The organism is Virgibacillus sp. CM-4, assembly GCF_000445495.1.
Lineage (GTDB): Bacteria > Bacillota > Bacilli > Bacillales > Amphibacillaceae > Virgibacillus > Virgibacillus salexigens.
The window spans coordinates 45349-62996 of sequence record NZ_AUQA01000003.1; the positions used below are offsets into that span (position 1 = coordinate 45349).

Annotated in this window: 17 protein-coding genes; 10 read left to right on the plus strand and 7 right to left on the minus strand. The window is 36.4% G+C overall.

Translation table 11 applies throughout. The annotated features are described in order from the left end of the window. Nucleotides 1-169 precede the first annotated feature (169 nt). Nucleotides 170-1972: a glutamine--fructose-6-phosphate transaminase (isomerizing) gene (gene glmS, locus M948_RS31410; RefSeq protein WP_021290425.1), complete on the plus strand. Its 1803-nt coding sequence runs from the start codon at nt 170-172 to the stop codon at nt 1970-1972. Between the two features lie 219 nt (nt 1973-2191). On the opposite strand, the gene M948_RS31415 is transcribed toward glmS, so the two are convergent. From M948_RS31415 to M948_RS31435, 5 genes are all read right to left on the minus strand, one after another. Next, on the minus strand, nt 2192-2656 hold the full coding sequence (locus M948_RS31415) for a DMT family transporter (protein ID WP_021290426.1): 465 nt from the start codon (nt 2654-2656) through the stop codon (nt 2192-2194). 11 nt (nt 2657-2667) lie between these two features. Beyond that, the gene (locus tag M948_RS31420; protein ID WP_021290427.1) at nt 2668-3096 is read right to left on the minus strand and encodes a DMT family transporter; all 429 of its coding nucleotides are present in this window, start codon (nt 3094-3096) and stop codon (nt 2668-2670) included. 88 nt (nt 3097-3184) lie between these two features. Further along, nucleotides 3185-3499, minus strand: a complete 315-nt coding sequence (locus M948_RS31425; protein WP_031335345.1) for an ArsR/SmtB family transcription factor — start codon at nt 3497-3499, stop codon at nt 3185-3187. Nucleotides 3500-3584: 85 nt separating this feature from the next. Continuing rightward, on the minus strand, nt 3585-4631 hold the full coding sequence (locus M948_RS31430; RefSeq protein WP_021290429.1) for an NADH:flavin oxidoreductase/NADH oxidase: 1047 nt from the start codon (nt 4629-4631) through the stop codon (nt 3585-3587). A 14-nt stretch (nt 4632-4645) separates the two neighbouring features. Further along, nucleotides 4646-5779 (minus strand): NADH-dependent flavin oxidoreductase, encoded by a 1134-nt coding sequence (locus M948_RS31435; RefSeq protein ID WP_021290430.1) that lies wholly within the window; start codon nt 5777-5779, stop codon nt 4646-4648. 148 nt (nt 5780-5927) lie between these two features. On the opposite strand from M948_RS31435, the gene M948_RS0121775 reads away from it, so the two are divergent. The 7 genes from M948_RS0121775 (at nt 5928) to M948_RS31465 (ending at nt 12324) form a co-directional block, all read left to right on the plus strand. Continuing rightward, nucleotides 5928-6341: a MarR family winged helix-turn-helix transcriptional regulator gene (locus M948_RS0121775; protein WP_021290431.1), complete on the plus strand. Its 414-nt coding sequence runs from the start codon at nt 5928-5930 to the stop codon at nt 6339-6341. A 412-nt stretch (nt 6342-6753) separates the two neighbouring features. Further along, nucleotides 6754-7056: a hypothetical protein gene (locus M948_RS31440; RefSeq protein ID WP_021290432.1), complete on the plus strand. Its 303-nt coding sequence runs from the start codon at nt 6754-6756 to the stop codon at nt 7054-7056. A gap of 145 nt (nt 7057-7201) precedes the next feature. Then, nucleotides 7202-7723, plus strand: coding sequence for a TetR/AcrR family transcriptional regulator (locus M948_RS31445; RefSeq protein ID WP_021290433.1), 522 nt, complete (start codon nt 7202-7204; stop codon nt 7721-7723). A gap of 69 nt (nt 7724-7792) precedes the next feature. Beyond that, entirely contained in the window at nt 7793-8746 is a 954-nt protein-coding gene (locus M948_RS31450; protein ID WP_021290434.1) for an SDR family NAD(P)-dependent oxidoreductase, read from the plus strand. 920 nt (nt 8747-9666) lie between these two features. Next, nucleotides 9667-10617, plus strand: a complete 951-nt coding sequence (locus M948_RS31455) for a response regulator transcription factor (RefSeq protein WP_021290436.1) — start codon at nt 9667-9669, stop codon at nt 10615-10617. A gap of 165 nt (nt 10618-10782) precedes the next feature. Continuing rightward, nucleotides 10783-11631, plus strand: a complete 849-nt coding sequence (locus tag M948_RS31460) for an ABC transporter ATP-binding protein (protein WP_021290437.1) — start codon at nt 10783-10785, stop codon at nt 11629-11631. After that, a complete protein-coding gene (locus tag M948_RS31465; protein ID WP_021290438.1) occupies nt 11632-12324 on the plus strand; it encodes an ABC transporter permease in 693 nt (230 codons plus the stop codon). A 142-nt stretch (nt 12325-12466) separates the two neighbouring features. Here M948_RS31465 and M948_RS31470 read toward each other — a convergent pair whose 3' ends face one another. Beyond that, on the minus strand, nt 12467-13330 hold the full coding sequence (locus M948_RS31470; protein WP_021290439.1) for an AraC family transcriptional regulator: 864 nt from the start codon (nt 13328-13330) through the stop codon (nt 12467-12469). A 399-nt stretch (nt 13331-13729) separates the two neighbouring features. Then, nucleotides 13730-15226 carry a glycine betaine uptake BCCT transporter gene (locus M948_RS31475; RefSeq protein ID WP_021290440.1) on the minus strand — a complete coding sequence of 499 codons (1497 nt, stop codon included), beginning with the start codon at nt 15224-15226 and terminating at the stop codon, nt 13730-13732. A 373-nt stretch (nt 15227-15599) separates the two neighbouring features. Here M948_RS31475 and M948_RS31480 point away from each other — a divergent pair, with 373 nt between their 5' ends. Then, nucleotides 15600-16154 (plus strand): TetR/AcrR family transcriptional regulator, encoded by a 555-nt coding sequence (locus M948_RS31480; protein WP_021290441.1) that lies wholly within the window; start codon nt 15600-15602, stop codon nt 16152-16154. 58 nt (nt 16155-16212) lie between these two features. Then, nucleotides 16213-17346: an MFS transporter gene (locus tag M948_RS31485; protein WP_021290442.1), complete on the plus strand. Its 1134-nt coding sequence runs from the start codon at nt 16213-16215 to the stop codon at nt 17344-17346. Nucleotides 17347-17648: the final 302 nt, after the last annotated feature.

Below are 17648 nucleotides of genomic sequence, written 5' to 3' on the forward strand. Positions count from 1 at the left end.
TTGTACATCTCAATTGTTATGCTGTTTCTTAAAACAACAAGGCAACTTGTTGGCCAAAGGAAATGAGCAAGATGATTATACAACAATCACGAGAAAGGGGCAGAACAGCGCCCCTATAACCAAATTTATTGGATCGTTTGTCTGCCCCTTGAATAAGGAGGCCACAAACATGTGTGGAATAGTAGGATATATCGGACAAAATGATACAAAGGAAATTTTATTAGACGGTTTACAAAAACTAGAATATCGTGGCTATGACTCAGCAGGTATTGCAATGCTTAATGAAAATGGTGTCAACCTTTTTAAAGTAAAAGGACGTATTGCAACACTTAGAGAGCGCGTAGATCATTCAATTCATGCAACAATGGGAATCGGCCATACCCGTTGGGCGACACATGGTGTGCCAAGTGAAGAAAATGCACACCCGCACCAAAGCGCGTCTGGAAGATTCACACTTGTTCATAATGGAGTAATTGAAAATTATCAAGCAATTAAAGATGCTTATTTAAGTGATGTTGACTTTGCAAGTGAAACCGATACGGAAATTGTTGTTCAACTAATTGAAAAATTATTTGCTGAATTAGGTGACACACCAGCGGCTTTCCGCAAAGCAATGGGCTTATTAAAAGGATCGTATGCTATTGGTATGATTGATAATAAAGATAAAGAAACCTTCTATGTTGCAAAAAACAAGAGTCCATTATTAGTAGGTTTAGGTGATGGATTTAACGTAGTTGCAAGTGATGCGATGGCAACATTGAAAGTTACTGATCAATACTTGGAAATTCATGATCAAGAAATAGTTCTTGTGCATCGTGATCAAGTTGAAATCCAAGATTTAAGTGGTACGGTATTAGAACGTGAACCTTATACAGCGCAAATTGATGCTAGTGACATTGAAAAAGGAACGTATCCTCATTTCATGTTAAAAGAAATCGATGAGCAACCATTTGTTATGCGTAAAATTATTAATGAATACCAAACGGAAGATAGTGAATTAAAGCTTGATAAAAACGTACGACAGGCAATGAAAGACTGCGATCGTATTTATATTATTGCAGCAGGTACCAGCTACCATGCTGGTTTAGTTGGAAAAGCGTTCATTGAGAAATTAGCCAATATTCCAGTTGAAGTTCACATCGCTAGTGAATTTTCCTATAATATGCCATTACTATCAGTGAAACCACTATTTATTTTTATTTCACAAAGTGGAGAAACAGCAGATAGTCGTGCAGTATTAGTACGTATTAAAGAAATGGGACATCCAGCATTAACGATTACAAATGTACCAGGATCAACCCTTTCTCGTGAAGCAGATTACACGTTGAATTTATATGCAGGACCAGAGATTGCTGTAGCATCAACAAAAGCCTATACAGCACAAATTGCAGTGCTAGCTATTTTAGCAGTAGATACTGCAAAAGCAAAATGCCTAGAATTAGATTTCGATCCAATGCAGGAGCTAGCCATCGTTGCAAATGCAATGGAAGTACTAACCGATCAAAAAGAAACAATTGAAGAATTGGCTCGTGATTATTTAAGCAAGACCCGTAATGCCTTCTTCATTGGTCGTAGTACAGACTACTATGTATGTATGGAAGCAGCTCTAAAATTAAAAGAAATCTCCTATATTCAAGCAGAAGGTTTTGCTGGAGGAGAATTGAAGCATGGAACAATTGCTCTAATTGAAGAAGGTACACCTGTGATTGCCATTTCAACACAAGAGAACGTAAATTATTCCATTCGTGGTAATGTGCAAGAAGTAGTTGCCCGTGGAGCCAATGATATGGTTATCAGCATGAAAGGATTAGAGCAAGATACAGATGCGTTTGTCATTCCACAGGTGCATGAATTATTGACACCACTCGTCAGTGTTGTGCCAATGCAGTTGTTAGCATATTACGCTGCACTTCACCGTGACTGTGACGTAGATAAACCACGTAACTTAGCAAAGAGTGTGACAGTGGAGTAAGGTTAACTGTTTATAAAAAAGTTGCTATAGACTGGAAATAAAGTTGTTTACTTTAGCTGTTACTATGAGTTAATCATAGTAACAGCTTTTCTTATATTTTTATTTGGAGGAATAACATGTCGAAATGCTCAAATAAATGGACAGAGGAGCAAACAGAAATTTCTGGCTGACCATTTATAATTCAAACCGGTCCAGTTTAATTGAATAAACGTCTAAAATTCAAGAATTGGTTTCCATGTTAGAGCGTTTATTTCCTCTGTAAATGAAATAAATAGCAATAATCATAAATAGTAGTGCAACAAGCCGCTTCCAGTCTAAAGGTATTACTAAACTATCGAACCAGCCAAAATGATCAATAATCATACTAATTGAAAGCTGTCCGCTGATAACGGCAACATTGGTCGCTATGACCCCAATTCTTGGAACAGCTATGACAGAGAGAAGTAAGAACGCCGTACCTAAGAATGCAGCGCTTAACTGCCATACTGGTGCCGAAAGTATCCGGAGCACATTACCTTGACCGAAAAATATAATAATAATTGTCAGAAATACTAACCCAGTTAACATGGTTAAAAACGTCGTTTCAATTGTTCCGGCTTTCCGGCTGAATGTTCCATGGACGGATGATTGTGCGCTTAATGTGATACCAGCTAATAAGGTAAATAGAATCATTAATATATCCATTATTAGACCTCCTAGTTAATTAATATAAGGGCAATTATCATGGAAATAACTGCAAATACTTTTTCTTTATTAATTTTGGTTTGCTGAATACCAAGCCAACCAAAATGTTCAATAACCATACTCATAATCAGTTGACCGATAATTACTGTAACCATCGTTATACCAACACCAACAAAAGGCACACTAATAACGATAGCTGTTAAATATACGACTCCTAAGATTCCGCCAAGAAGTGACCATTTTGGTGCTTCCATCGTATAGGAAAGTTTCCCCTTCCCAAAGAATAACCATAATAATCCCATGATGAGAGTACCCATAAAGAAGTTATAAAAACTGGTTTCCAGCTCTCCTATTGTTTCTCCAAGTTGACCGTATATTGCACTTTCGAAGCTAAGTGCTGTCCCTGCTAATACGGCTAAAATATATGCTAAGTAACGCATGACATAACATCCTCCTTAATCCCTATATTTAAATATCTAAAATAACCGATATATCGATTTGTAAAAAAAACAGAAATCTACAATCAATTTAGATTTCCGTTTTAAAATATTCAGCTAACCGAGATAAGATTTCTTCATTTCGCCGATAATAGGTCCATTGACCATAACGAACAGATTCCAGGATTCCTGCATTCTGCATCATATTTAGGTATTGGGAAACCGTAGATTGAGAAGCTTTAGCTTTTTCCTGAATATCTCCTACACATACTCCTCCTTTGATACTTACCCCCTTTGGTAGATGAGCGCCTTGTTTAGGAAAATGCTTCTCTGGTTCCTTCAACCACTTCAAAATGTTAAGTCGAGTTTCATTTGATAATGCTTTAAATACACGAATAGGTTCCATAAACATAATTGTATATCTGGATTTCTCGATATGTCAAGCAGATAAAGAAAGAACATAGTACCAAAAATGAAGTGAAACTTATTTCTTATCTTATTCCTCTTGAATATTGAAAAGGTGAGTTTACTTTATGAGTTAATCTCTTTTCTGCATGTAAACTCCAATAAGGATCATTAAGCATGCCTCTTGCAATGGCCACAAGTTCTGCATCTCCATTTGAAATGGTTGCTTCTGCCAGTTCTGGGCTGCTTAATTTACCAACAGCGATAACCGGAAGGTCTAATTGTTTTTTAAACTCACGTGCAAAGGGCACTTGATAACCCGGCGTATTTTGTGGTTTACGTTCTCCGGGGGGCCCTTCCCCACCACTTGAAACGTGAAAAACATCTACACCAGCTTTTTTAAAACGTTTTGCCATATCAATAGAGTATGGTAAGTCATAGCCCCCATCTATATACTCAATAGCAGACATTCGCATGATTAGTGGCATATCTGCTGGCATTACACTTTTGACCGCCTTTATAACTTCTTCCCCAAAGAGCGCTAGGTCTTCCCCATACTCATCTGTACGATTGTTGCTGCTTGGTGACATAAACTGATGCAAGAGATAACCATGAGCGCCGTGTAATTCAATTGTATCAAAACCTGCTTTTATAGCTCTTTCAGCAGCGAGTTTAAATTTCTGAACGGTTTCTTTCACTTCTTGGTTTGTTAAAGCCCTTGGGGGGCTAAGTTCACCATTCATGGTTTCCTCTGGTAATACTTCTACAGGTATATCGGAAGCTCCTACAGGTTGAACGGCATCTTCTGCTTTTCTGCCTGCATGAGCAATTTGAATTCCAACCTTGGTGTCGTACTTTTTTAATTCATTAACAAGTCGTTGGTAATGTGGTATTTGTTCATCAGACCAAAGACCAAGATCTCCATTTGTAATACGCCCCTCGGGGGTAACACTAGTCATCTCCATAATAATTAGACCTGTTCCTCCAATCGCTCTTGAAACATAGTGAACAAAGTGCCAATCGTTTGGGGCACCATCTTCTTTAGTGACTGAGTACTGACACATCGGAGACATAACAATACGATTTTTCAATGTTAGATTTTTAATTGTATATGGGCTGAATAAACGACTCATAACAGAAAAACTCCTTATTTTTTAGGATTGCTTTCAGAAAAAGGCAGCCAGCCAGGTCGACTTTGAACATATTCCCACATCGCATCAGGGAAACATAAATCTTTATAATCTTTTGGTTTGATTTCAGTACGAATGGAGGTTTCATTACCATCTTTAATTTTGCGTATCCAATCTGGCTCAACGAGTAATCCTCTGCCAATGGCTACTAATGGAAGCCCAAGTTCCAGAGTGTTTAAAGCATCATCAGGAGTTTGAATCTTACCAACGCCTATCAAAGGTATATCTTGTCCAATTTCTTCTTGAATATTGGCTAGTACGGCATCCTTAGATTCTTTATTTCGAATGGAAGACTGCTGCGCATCTCCAACAGATACATGGATATAATCTAAGCCTTCTTTTTTAAGTTTGCTCATTAATGCAAGGGTATCATCTAAGGTAATGCCCGGTTCTTCAATCTCTTCTGGGGAAATACGGTATCCAAACAAAAATGGCTTTTTGGAATAAGTGTCAATCATTTCTTTTGCTGATTGGACCACTGCCAAAGGAAATCTCATTCTTTTTTCTAATGTTCCGCCCCATTCATCATTTCTGCGATTAGAATGTGGAGAAAAGAATTGTTGGATTAGATAAGTGTTAGCTCCATGAATTTCAACACCATCAAATCCTGCTTCAATTGCTCTTCGAGTAGCTTCTCCAAATGCCTTAACCATTTCATGAACTTCTTCAGTGCTTAATTCTCTTGGTGTCTCAGCATCCTTTCGGGGGGCAGGTATAGCACTGGCGCTTACCGTTTGTTCACCAATTGCTGCGCTCATTCCCATTCTCCCAACATGAAAAATCTGTAAAATAGCCTTCGTTCCACAACTCTTTATTGACTCAGCTAATTTAGATAGACTTTCGATGTGTTTGTCTGAAGACACACTAAGTGAACCTGGAAACTTTCCGTTCTCCATCACTTGAGCACAAGAAGTAATGACCATACCAACGCCAGTTGCTCTTCGTTTGTAATAAAGGTATTCATCTGTGGTGACCATGCCATTTTCAAATGATGATTGAGTTGTCATTGGTGCCATAATTATGCGGTTGTCTAGACGAAATCCAGATTTAAACGTAAATGGTTCAAAGAGACTTGAATATTTCACATTCATTTTTGTTCTCACTCCTTTCATATGTTTGCGCATGAAATATCATATTCTAGTTCAGGGAAAAAACTAAAAAAACATTTGTATGCACATGCATATAATATAACTTATGATATAATGATGTCAATAAAAAGAATTGGAAAGGGTTATTATCATGAATAATAATGAGTTGTTTAATGCTTGGATTAATCTGACAAAATATCACGACCGTATACTGAAATCAATGGATTATACACTTCAAGATCAATTCCAATTAGGGATTAAAGAATTTTATCTTATGTATTACTTGGTACAATCAGAACAAAAGAAGATGAGGTTATCAGATTTAGTTTCAAAAGTGGGCCTTAGTCATAGTGCTCTATCACGCTTAGTTACAAGACTGGAACAACATCGAGGCGAGTCGTTAGTTGAACGCCAAACGGATGCAATTGATAAACGATCAGTGGATATCTTTCTCATGAAAAAAGGAGAAGAACTTTTTAATGAAATGCAAATGGTAATTAATAATAGCTTACGATCTCAAATGAGTGAAAAGGATATACAAAATATTAAAAGGCTTGTTGAATAAGTCGGCAATACGGATTGAAATAACCTAATGCTATTCCATTTTGTTTAATAAAAGTAAATATTTTCTTATTACAGTTACTGTAGACGTGAAGTAAAGTTCTTTAAAAAAAACTTAAAAATCCCCCATCAATTAAAATAATAGCTAAGTGTTTAATTTGAAATACATATATGTGAAGAGCCTATGGTTTTTCTATATATTTTAAGTCATGTGAACTTTGAAATGGTTATGTGAACGCAATTGGGAACTGAATCATTATCATTGTAGAATCATCATCTTAAGTACAAATTTTTCCAAACGTTATAATACTTTTAATAAAGTATTCTCGTTTTTGAATGCTCCTTTTCTGTAAGAGACTACGTGTTTACTGCAGAGTTTACATTTAAATATAATGAGGATGTTCGGTGGCCAGCTTATGAAAGATAAGAAAGTCGTACTGTTAAACGCGCGCGTAGGTTTTTATTCTGCTCTGGAAACAGAGATGTCCGTCAACTACAAGGAGATCATGGAAGAAGTCGTGATTGAATGTCATAATGTAAAGCGAGGTCAGGCGACTAAGATTACCGAATTCGGACTAAAAAAGCAGCAGAAGTGCCGGGGAAATTGGTTTGTAAATTCGCTCAAACGGATATTCACTATTTTTTCCAGAAACTTTCCTTTTGAAAATAAGACAAAAGAAGAAATCCCATATTGCACAATTAAGCTAGATCTTAGATAGAAAATACACAAAGTGTGAGCATAATTACTTCTTTTTATACAAATTTCTTTCCCTAAAGATTTGAAGCATATAGTTGCATTCGGTATTCATGTTAGTTATTATGTAATTGATCAATCAATAAATAAACATGAGTAGGTGTTTCCGTATGGCTAGACCAAAAAAAGAAAAACGTAAGGAAGATATTCTTGAAGCAGGGTTGGAAGTTTTTGCAAAAAGAGGTTACTATAATACAACTACTGCACTCATTGCAGAAAAGGCGGGCATTTCTCAACCTTATGTCTTTAAATTTTTTAAAACAAAAGAAGAGTTGTTTATCGCTGCGTTAGATAGAGCTTTTGAAAGAATCCTTCAGACTTTTGAAAATGTTGAGGCTAACCAAGATAATCTGGTTGCCAAAATGATTGATGCGTATGAGGAGTTGTCTGAATCAAATCCCAATGAAATTGCGTTACAGGTTATAGGTTTATCGGTGATGGAAGAGTCCATTCAAAAATCAATGAGAAAAGGCTTATCAAATATTAGAAATTATACACTAGAAAGGTTTCGATCTAAAGGAATACCAAACGGGGAAAGGGAAGTCACGACCTTTATGGCAAGGGGGATGCTCTGTAATATTTCCTTTTTCATAGAGTTACCCGAGCTTATTGGTGGTGAACAAGACCGATGACGAATTATCATCGGTTTTTTCACACTATGTTATTTATTGATTGATCACTAATTAAAAAAGGATGAGATTATGAAAACTGCAATTGTATTAGGGGCGACGGGTGGAACAGGTCAGGTTATCGTTTCAGAATTGCTGGAGAGGCAAGTCGAAGTTATTGCTTTCGGACGTTCCGAAAATAAATTGAAATCATTAATGAAGGAGCACGATTTTGATCAACGGTTGTCATACAAAATAGGTGATATATTCGATTACCAATCTATTGTTGATGCAGCAAGAGACGCAGAAGTTATATTTCAATGTGCCAACGTTAAATATCAAGAAATGGAGGGGAAGCTTCATTTGCTTGGAGAAAGTGTAATGAAAGCAGCAGATATTCTGGGGAAAAAGATTGTTATTGTAGATGGGATTTATGTTTATGGACATCAAATTGCGAAGGGGGATGAGAATCATCCACAACAGCCACATACTAAAAAAGGTGAATTACGAGTAAAATTTGAGAAATTAATATTTAGTAACAAATGGGAGAATGCAAAAGCATTAATTGTAAGGCTACCGGATTATTATGGTGTGACTTCACAGAATTCTTATTTACAACCCACCTTGGAAGGAATGGCTGCTCAAAAAGTTACCTTTTTTATTGGGAATTTAGCAACACCACGAGAATATGTATATTTACCAGATGCAGCTATGATGATTATAAATATAGCAGAAAAAGAAGATGCTTATGGAGAAAATTGGAATATACCTGGATCAGGATTGATATCAGGTAAGGAAATTATCCAGATTGCTCGTAAGGTAACTGGAAACAGAAAAATAGTCATCCCTTTAAATAAAAGTATTATTCGTTTAATTGGATTGTTTGACCCGTTTATGAGGGAAGTGGTTGAGATTATGTACCTCACTAAAGAAGGGTTTGTTTTAAGTGGGGAAAAATACGAAAAACGTATCGGACCCGTTCCTGCAACTCCCTTCCAAAAAGGCCTTGAAGAAACGTTACGACTTTTAATGCATAAAAAAAATTAGAGGTTCAATGATGTAAACAGAAGAATGGTTTAGATGAAAGCTGGTGAAATGATTTGTGTTAAACCTTATTCAGAAATCGGCGTAGTTCAAACAAGAACTATGCCTGTTCTGGATAAACATTTAGTTTTTCTTCATTAGCAACATTGAATAATCTTAAAGGAAAAGCATGAAGGTTACTAAGTAAAAAGGAATGTTAAAAATAATTTTAATATAATACATAGGATTATAAGTTTCTACACTATACTTTAAGTTCTTACACAGACCCCAATCGTAAGGAAAACAGATTTTCTTACTAACTTTATTTGAAGATATTAGAACTGGAAATCAATAGCTTTATTAAAATTGAACAACTTTATTTATTCACAGTCTGCAAAGGCGACGAAGATATGCATGGTGTCGTGTCAAATTAAGTAACTTTATTCTCATATGATCCGTTTCCCCCCTTTGGATATGATTGTCCAAAGGGGTGTTTTTATGTCCGAAAAAAGAAGATCTAAAGTTGATAAGTAGATTAAAGAAGGGAATCGGGTAGTGGAACATTAAACCGTATTGGCGCAACCATAACTGCAGGAAGTACGCTATCTTCTTCAACCTAATACAGCTACCCCTTTAAGGAATGCATAAAACGCATTTCTATATTTTAAATATAATGGTACTGTTTTACCCCTTTGGATGTTATTTGTCTAAAGGGGTTTGTTATGGTAAAAGTAATATAGGTCATGGATATTATAAGAAGTTTTAAGATGAATGAAAATGGCATTATATCAAGTTAGTAGAACATACAGTGAAATACGATGAACTATATTGTTTAGTAGAAATAATCTCTTTTAAATTTACCACCATTTCAAAAGCAAGTGAACCAGTAACAGGCTGTCACTTTTATTGAAACTTCGTAAAAAGAAAGGGAAAGGATGTTTGAAATGGCAGATTTTACAATTAATCAGGAGAATATAAGCGATGCTGCTCTCCCTTTATTTTCCCTTACCATCTACGATTCACATGTGACAGCTGTTTACAGCGATACGGATATGCAAGCTGAGCTGATGAGGGTCCTTCGCGGCGATTCCAATATCTCGGTTTTTGATAAGCAGGAGGGATTGTACAGCCGCATATCGGTGGAAAGCAATGTCGCCTTTTATCATAAATGGTTCGGATGTCACACGCCGTTGCCAGAGATTCTCGTACAGTTTGAACTGCAAAGCTGTGCAAAACAACCTTTGCATCAGTGTTCGGAATCGGAAATCCGACGGATCTATTTTGCAAAATATTATATGAGCGGCGTTAAGCCAATGGTATTCCATGAACCAATACACGGTGTTGATGTCAGGACAGTTAATACCTTTATTACGATGCTTCAAAAAATTAAAGACGTTGCAACACCTGTACTCATTTTAGTATCCAACATGGAACATGCATTGTTACTTGGTGACATTGCATATAAGCTGCAACAAACTGGAATGAAGCAAGTTGAAATTGATGAAGAGGACATAGTAACTTCAGAAATGGAGGGTACTGATCTCCCAACTACTGCAAACCTATTCAAGATCTCTGCAAAGGTGGATGATAAAATGATTTTATTTGATCCGCCTGAGATCGACTATATCGAAAGCCAGGATGGAAAGGCGATGATTGTCATCAATGAGGAATCATATGCGATGGATGCCACACTGGCAGAAGTTGAGCAGAAATTGAAGGTTTACGGCTTTTACCGTTGTCATCGGTCCTACATTGTGAATCTGCAAAAGGTACGTGAAATCATTACATGGTCGAAAAACACATATTCACTCAGAATTAATAATAAAATTCAGTCGACTATTCCGTTGTCGCGAACCAAAATTCAAGATATTCAAGAGAAATTAAGCCTTAAATGAGTACAGTTCATTTTTAATAGCAGGTACAGGGGGCTTTCAAACGTTATTTTTTAACCGAAATTCAGTACAGTTCACCCTCTTTTTGGTACATTCCATTGGGATTTGACTGTGCCCTCAAGCATCAGCCGCTATGATTGAAGCAGTTGATCAAGGGAGGTTTTTCAGTTGAAAAATATCATTGAAGTAAAAGGAATGCAGAAAGTTTTTGGCTCAAATACCGCTATTAAACATGTTAATTTTGGTATTAATCAAGGGGAGATTTTTGGGTTGCTTGGTCCAAGTGGATCTGGCAAAACAACAACAGTTAAGATTTTAACCGGAGAACTATCGCAAACTACTGGTGACGTGAAAGTGCTCGGTATCGATTCAGAGCGTTTTGATACATCCGATTTCAAATCTAAGATTGGGATATTATCGGATAATAGCTCGTTGTATGAGCGGCTGACCGTCTATGATAACCTGAAATTATTTTGTAAATTATATCGTGCATCATTGAATCAAATTGACGTCATCCTGCGGGAGGTTAATTTGCAAGATGATCGTTCCAAAACGGTTTCGAAGCTGTCAAAAGGGATGAAGCAACGTGTACTGCTTGCCAAAGCGCTCATCCATAAGCCTAAACTGGTATTTCTGGATGAACCAACATCAGCTCTGGATCCCGCCAATATGGCACATATACACCGTGGGCTGCAAAAGCTGAATGATGCCGGTACAACGATTTTTTTGACAACGCATAATATGGAGGAAGCAACTGAACTATGTGACCGTGTAGCATTTCTGCACAATGGCGAACTAAAGGAACTAGATAGTCCTGCCGCACTACGATATAAATACTCAACACATGCTTTTCATGTGGAAACTTTTGATGGTGATCAATTGGTCATTGAAAACCAACCGGAGAAAGCCAATCAAATAAAGGACTTAATTGCAAACGGACAAGTAAAAGCAATGCATACCGATAATCCAACACTTGGTCAGATTTTTTTAAAAGTGACCGGAAAGGAGCTGGTATAGATGAACATTCAACGTATATCTGCCATATTTGAAAAAGACATAAAAGATTTCATGAAGAACATGATGCTGTTGGTGTTACCGGTAATACCAATTGTCACTGCGTTAATGTTCGACGGCATTGGTGAAGATAAGCTTCCACTGGCGTTAAGCTATGTAATTGTTGGAGGGACATTTTCAACGGTTACATCAAGCTGTATAATGACCATGATGGCAGAAGAAAATGAGAAAAAGACATTGCGTGGTTTGATACAGTCTCCTGCTTCCCTTTTGGATATTATTGTAGGTAAAAGTCTGGTCACTGGACTCATAACATTGATTTCCCTTGTTGTGTCATTGATGATTATTGGCATAGAACCGTTTCTGAACTTCAGGGTATTCGTTGGATTAATCTTGCTGTTTTTGTTCTTTTTACTGCTTGGTATCGGTATTGGGTTATTTTCAAAGTCGCTTGCTGCAACATCCGCTTACCTGATGCCAGTCATATTCCTATTCGGTTTCACACCGATGTTAAATGCGTTTGGTTTTGCAGAAGACAGTATGGCCATTAAAATTACGGATATGTTTCCAGTTATGCAAGCAATTGAAATACATGATACTAACTCCTGGCTGCCAATGGGGATACTGGCTGTTTGGATCATCGGTGCAGGATTGTTTACGTATGTTTGTTTTCGAAAGTCCATGACGGATGATTAAGAGGTATCTTATAAGTGTAGCCGCATGATTGAACCATGCGGCTGCTTTTTAAGATATCGATTTTGATAAAGACAGAGGGATTATTTCGAGCGGGTTTACGAAATGACACTTCTGTAACGATGGTAATCAACCTAGTTAATTGTTAATTTTTTTCTTTTACTGGCATCCAAATTTCACTATATACATTTTCCGGTGAACCTTCGTGTTTTGTAAAAGAAATGCCAGGTATATCGGATACTTGATAATCTGATGAAGGCAACCATTCAGAATAAATTTTTGCAGTCGTTTCTTGCAGTGTAGAAGGAAATGGTCCTTGATTAGGGAAAATTGCCCATAAACTTTTATCAATAGAAATCTGTTCTAGATCATCGAATGGATTTTCTTTTGTAGTTGCAAACCCAATCATATGCGTTAAATAACCTTTTTCTTCCAAGTAACCATCATCAAAATCATAAGATACATTCAAAACGTGGTGAGGATATAAATCAGCTAATTGATGCATTTCATTTCTTTGTTGTTCGGTAATGGATTTGGCTAATTCCAAGATAGCATTATTTTCACCTTCGAATTGAATGGGTACTCTTTTCGATACACCTACAATATTGAACTTCTCTTTTTCTTCCATTTTGAATTCCATCGATATTCCTCCTCTTATATCTATAAAGAATGTAAATTTGGGAAATGATTTTTGAATTTTATTTTTAGCTACTTCTGATGGTAAAAAACCACTCCATTCACGAAAGGCTCTTGAAAATCCTTCTATAGATTGATATCCATATTTATAGGCTATATCTGTCACTTTTTCTCCGTTTATTAATTCAACATTTGCAACGGATAATCTTCGGTTTTTGATATACGCATTCAATGACATTCCAGCCATATATGAAAACATTCTTTTAAAATGGTAATTAGATATCCCTACAATTTTTGATATATCTTGTTCAGAGATGTCATCCGTTAAATGCGTTTCAATGTAATCCATTAAACTATTGAATTTTTGTAACATCCTTTTCCCTCCCTTTACAAGTACATAGTATCGTTAAAAATGATCCCTTACTTGATATTTTTAGTACGGGATTTATCGGAACTTCTTGTTATGTATTAGTATAGTTATTTAATTAACTCTTTCATAACATTCTTATTCACCATCGATTTATTCACTGGTTGAGATCGTCGAGTAATTTCCGAGTGTAAATGATATTTATTTGCGAAAGGTTAGGAATGTATTTTCCAGATGTTGTTAGGAGAATATGGATTTACTACGTTAAGGATTTCCAAGAATAAAGCCCAATTCCCTACATTCTTATCGAAAAAATTGGGCTTTTTCCTATTTCTTCATAACAAACTATTACTACTCCAGAGGAGCTAGTTGCGTTTATCTTGCTCATTCTATTAAATCATTTGCTTATTGCTTGGTATTGGATTCCTTCCTATAATCTTCTTTTAATGCTTTAACAAGAGACACGATCATAAACAGCAATATAAAGGCGAAAGGAAATGCTGAGACAATAGATGCTGTTTGTAATGCCCCCAGTCCGCCAGATGCGAGTAATACCGAAGCAGTTGCTGCTTGGATAACGCCCCATATCATTTTTATTTTGTTAGGCGGATTTAAACTACCGTTTGTCGTTTGCATGCCCAAAACAAAGGTTGCAGAATCGGCAGACGTAATAAAGAAGGTACTAATTAATAGTATGGCGACGATGGTTAATACTGGGGCATATGGGAATGATTCGAATAAACCAAATAATGTTTCTTCTTGGGCTAACTCCGTCAGACCAGTATTTATGCCATTTATTTCTTGAAATAGACTAGATCCACCAAAAACAACAAACCATAACGCACAAAAAATAGTTGGGATAAACAATACGCCAATTACAAATTCTCGAATGGTTCTTCCTTTAGAGATACGAGCAATGAAGGTTCCTACAAAGGGAGACCATGCAATAAACCAAGCCCAATAGAAAACAGTCCATTGCTGAACCCAACCATTAAAATTATCATCAAATGACCCTGTTTGAAAACTAAGTGATACGAATGATTCAACATAGTCTCCTAAAGTAGAAATAAACGTATTGAGTATAAATGTGGTTGGTCCAAGGATTAAAGTTAAACCAAGAAGTAACACTGCCAAAATGATATTGGTATTACTTAAGTATTTGATTCCTTTACTTATCCCTGACCAAGCCGAGAACATAAACAAAACCGTTACAATAACAATAATAATGAGCTGGGTACTAAACGTATTTTCTATATCAGTAACAAATGATACCCCACCGCTAATTTGCGAAGCTCCCAAACCGAGAGAGGTTGCAACTCCAAAAATAGTGGCAAATACTGCAATAATATCGATAACATTTCCAATCCAGCCGTTTGTTTTCTCTCCTAGTAGAGGCTGAAAGGTAGAACTAATTAGTCCGGGTGCACCTCTTCTAAACTTGAAATAAGCGATAGCTAATGCGATAACTGTGTAGATACCCCAAGTTTGTAACCCCCAATGAAACACAGAAAAACGAAGAGCATTTTTAGCAGCATCCACACTTTCTGGTTCTGCTTCAGGAGGTGACGCGAAGTGAGCAAGAGGTTCCGCAGCTCCCCAGAATATAATTCCTATACCCATTCCTGCACTAAATAACATAGCGAACCATGTTATTTTATTATATTCTGGTTTATCTTCCTTTTTCCCTAACCGCATCTTCCCAAAGCGGCTAAAAATAAGATAGATAGAAAAAATTAAAAATATAGCGACAGAAACAATATAGAACCAGCCAAATTGTGAAGTCAAAAACGATTGAACTTCAGAAGTAATTAGCTCTAAATTAGATGGTGCTATCACTCCCCATAGAACAAAAATAGCTGAAATAAACAAAGATATCCAAAATACTTTTCCAACTTTAATCACAAATTATTCCCCTTTCAAAACTTATATAATACTTCATGCTTCTATCGGCTAACGGATAACAGCTCATTTAATGATATTAAAGATAAATGTGTTCCCGTTATGAAAAAAATCCTCCCTTTTAAAAACAGCTATCCTATTACCTGAAGTATTCCATTTAAATATATAGAACGACCTTTCTAATTCTTAACATAAGAAATTAAAGTAATCAACCATTAAGGGTTTTTAGAGTACTTTATTTATCTAATGAAAGGTCGAGAAAATAAAAAGGGATTCCTGTTGTAGCCTATTTTTAAGGAAATATTTGACGCTAGTACAGGAAATTGATACTCTAAATGTAGAAAGGTTGTTCTATCTAAAAGGAGAAGTTGATCATATGAGTCGATCTACAAAAAAGGATATACTACTTCAAGTAGCTGAACGTTTATTTTATGAGCATGGATTTCGTGGGGTTGGATTGAAGCAAATTATCAGCGAAGCGAATGTAGCAACAATGACGCTTTATAATCATTTTTCTTCCAAGGATAACTTAGTCGAAGAAGTACTTATACAACGGGAAGAACGTTATTGGTCATATTTGGATTCCCATGTAGAAATGGATTCAGATTCTCCTTTCATTCTTGCTGTTGAGGCACATGGACGTTGGTTAAAAGAACAATCCTACAAAGGAGATATGTTTTTAAGAGCGATAGAAGATTATGCAGGGACGGATAATGAGATTGAAAATATTGCAAGAGGACACAAATCCAAATTACTTCAATATTTTCAGCTATTGGCTCAAAGAAAAGGAAAAGATAACGAACGGGATTTAGCTAATCAATTTACATTATTGCTGGAAGGAACTACTTCCATGACAACATTGATTGGCGCAGAGAAAGCGACGGAATATTCTATTGCGATGGCGAGGACACTAGTCCAACATACATCGTAATTTTTTTAATATAAATTAGAAAGGTCGTTCTATATAATAAAACGTTAGGATGAAGTATATGAAATTTTTAATGTTGGTTTTACCTGGAGTTACTATGATTGCTGTCACTTATGGATTAGCAAGATTTAGTTTTGGGTTGCTTCTTCCTGAGGTAAATAAGTCACTTGAAATGACTGAGTTAGTATCAGGAATTATTTCATCCCTATTCTATTTAGCCTACTGCTTCACCATCATTTTATCTACTGTGATTACTACAAAAGAAGGGCCAAGGAGGATGATTATTTCAGCAGGGTTATCAGCCTTTGTTGGATTGCTGCTAATCAGTATCGCAACGAATGTATGGGTACTAGCTTTAGGTGTCTTATTTGCTGGAGGAAGCACCGGCCTGGTTTCTCCACCATATGGAGCGGCAATATCACTTTGGATTAAAGAGCATAAGCAAGGAAAAGCAAATACATGGATTAATTCAGGAACAAGTTTTGGTATTGCCCTATCTGGAGTAGGAGCGTCTTTTTTAACATCGGATTGGAGACTGACCTATTTCATCTATGCTATTTTGACCCTGCTAATCGTGATATGGAATTTCCAAGCAATACCTAAAGCAGGTACGAAACCGCCGAAATTAAGGTTAAAAAAGGGGAATTTATCCATAAGAGGAGTTAAAGGATCCAATCCTTTAATTTTAGCATCACTTACATTAGGATTTTCTACGGCCGCTTTTTGGACGTTTTCCAGATCTTTTATTGAGGTGTCCGGTAATTATAGTGATTGGCAGCTATCTGGATTTTGGATTGTCATTGGATTATTTGGCGTGCTAGGAGGGTTTTCCGGTTCGTTAGTTGAAAGGAAAGGGCTGCCATTTGTTTATAAATTAGGGGGGATGTCTATCGCTTCATCCTCCATTATTCTATCCATTACATCAGGGAATTGGTTTATGTCGTATATATCTGCTGGAATATTTGGTTGCGCCTATATATTTTTAACCGGAGTTCTTCTTGTGTGGGGGATCCGTGTTTTTTTCACAAATGCATCGTTAGGTATTGGCGTGCCATTTTTACTTTTAGCAGTAGGGCAAGTAATTGGCTCCATATTCGCTGGCTGGTTTATTGGAGCATGGGGTTATGTTACAACCTTTATCATTTATGGCTTGGTTGGTATGGCAGCTATCCTGATGGGCCCAAAAAAAGAGTGAGGAAGAGTGTTCTTGGCTGTTGGTTGTACTCTAGGTAGAATTAGAGACCAATTCCTATAGCTTGGCAACTTAATAAAGATGCTTTCTTTACGTTTTTTGCTTGAAAAGAACGAACATGAAACCAAATTGAATTGAAAGAATAACAAAGACTAGATTTATTTAAAATCCAGTCTATTTTTATTTATTTGTCAGACAAATAAATAATTTGAATATTTTAATTGACAGAATATTTTATTTGTCTTACAATTAGACGAAACAACAAGATATTTAAAATGGTGAACCGATCATTAAACAGAAAAGAG

Excerpts from the sequence above, each read along its gene's own strand:
- glmS (WP_021290425.1), top strand. The coding sequence starts at position 170 with ATGTGTGGAATAGTAGGATATATCGGACAAAATGATACAAAGGAAATT.
- M948_RS31415 (WP_021290426.1), bottom strand. The coding sequence starts at position 2,656 with ATGGATATATTAATGATTCTATTTACCTTATTAGCTGGTATCACATTA.
- M948_RS31420 (WP_021290427.1), bottom strand. The coding sequence starts at position 3,096 with ATGCGTTACTTAGCATATATTTTAGCCGTATTAGCAGGGACAGCACTT.
- M948_RS31425 (WP_031335345.1), bottom strand. The coding sequence starts at position 3,499 with ATGGAACCTATTCGTGTATTTAAAGCATTATCAAATGAAACTCGACTT.
- M948_RS31430 (WP_021290429.1), bottom strand. The coding sequence starts at position 4,631 with ATGAGTCGTTTATTCAGCCCATATACAATTAAAAATCTAACATTGAAA.
- M948_RS31435 (WP_021290430.1), bottom strand. The coding sequence starts at position 5,779 with ATGAATGTGAAATATTCAAGTCTCTTTGAACCATTTACGTTTAAATCT.
- M948_RS0121775 (WP_021290431.1), top strand. The coding sequence starts at position 5,928 with ATGAATAATAATGAGTTGTTTAATGCTTGGATTAATCTGACAAAATAT.
- M948_RS31440 (WP_021290432.1), top strand. The coding sequence starts at position 6,754 with ATGAAAGATAAGAAAGTCGTACTGTTAAACGCGCGCGTAGGTTTTTAT.
- M948_RS31445 (WP_021290433.1), top strand. The coding sequence starts at position 7,202 with ATGGCTAGACCAAAAAAAGAAAAACGTAAGGAAGATATTCTTGAAGCA.
- M948_RS31450 (WP_021290434.1), top strand. The coding sequence starts at position 7,793 with ATGAAAACTGCAATTGTATTAGGGGCGACGGGTGGAACAGGTCAGGTT.
- M948_RS31455 (WP_021290436.1), top strand. The coding sequence starts at position 9,667 with ATGGCAGATTTTACAATTAATCAGGAGAATATAAGCGATGCTGCTCTC.
- M948_RS31465 (WP_021290438.1), top strand. The coding sequence starts at position 11,632 with ATGAACATTCAACGTATATCTGCCATATTTGAAAAAGACATAAAAGAT.
- M948_RS31470 (WP_021290439.1), bottom strand. The coding sequence starts at position 13,330 with ATGTTACAAAAATTCAATAGTTTAATGGATTACATTGAAACGCATTTA.
- M948_RS31480 (WP_021290441.1), top strand. The coding sequence starts at position 15,600 with ATGAGTCGATCTACAAAAAAGGATATACTACTTCAAGTAGCTGAACGT.
- M948_RS31485 (WP_021290442.1), top strand. The coding sequence starts at position 16,213 with ATGAAATTTTTAATGTTGGTTTTACCTGGAGTTACTATGATTGCTGTC.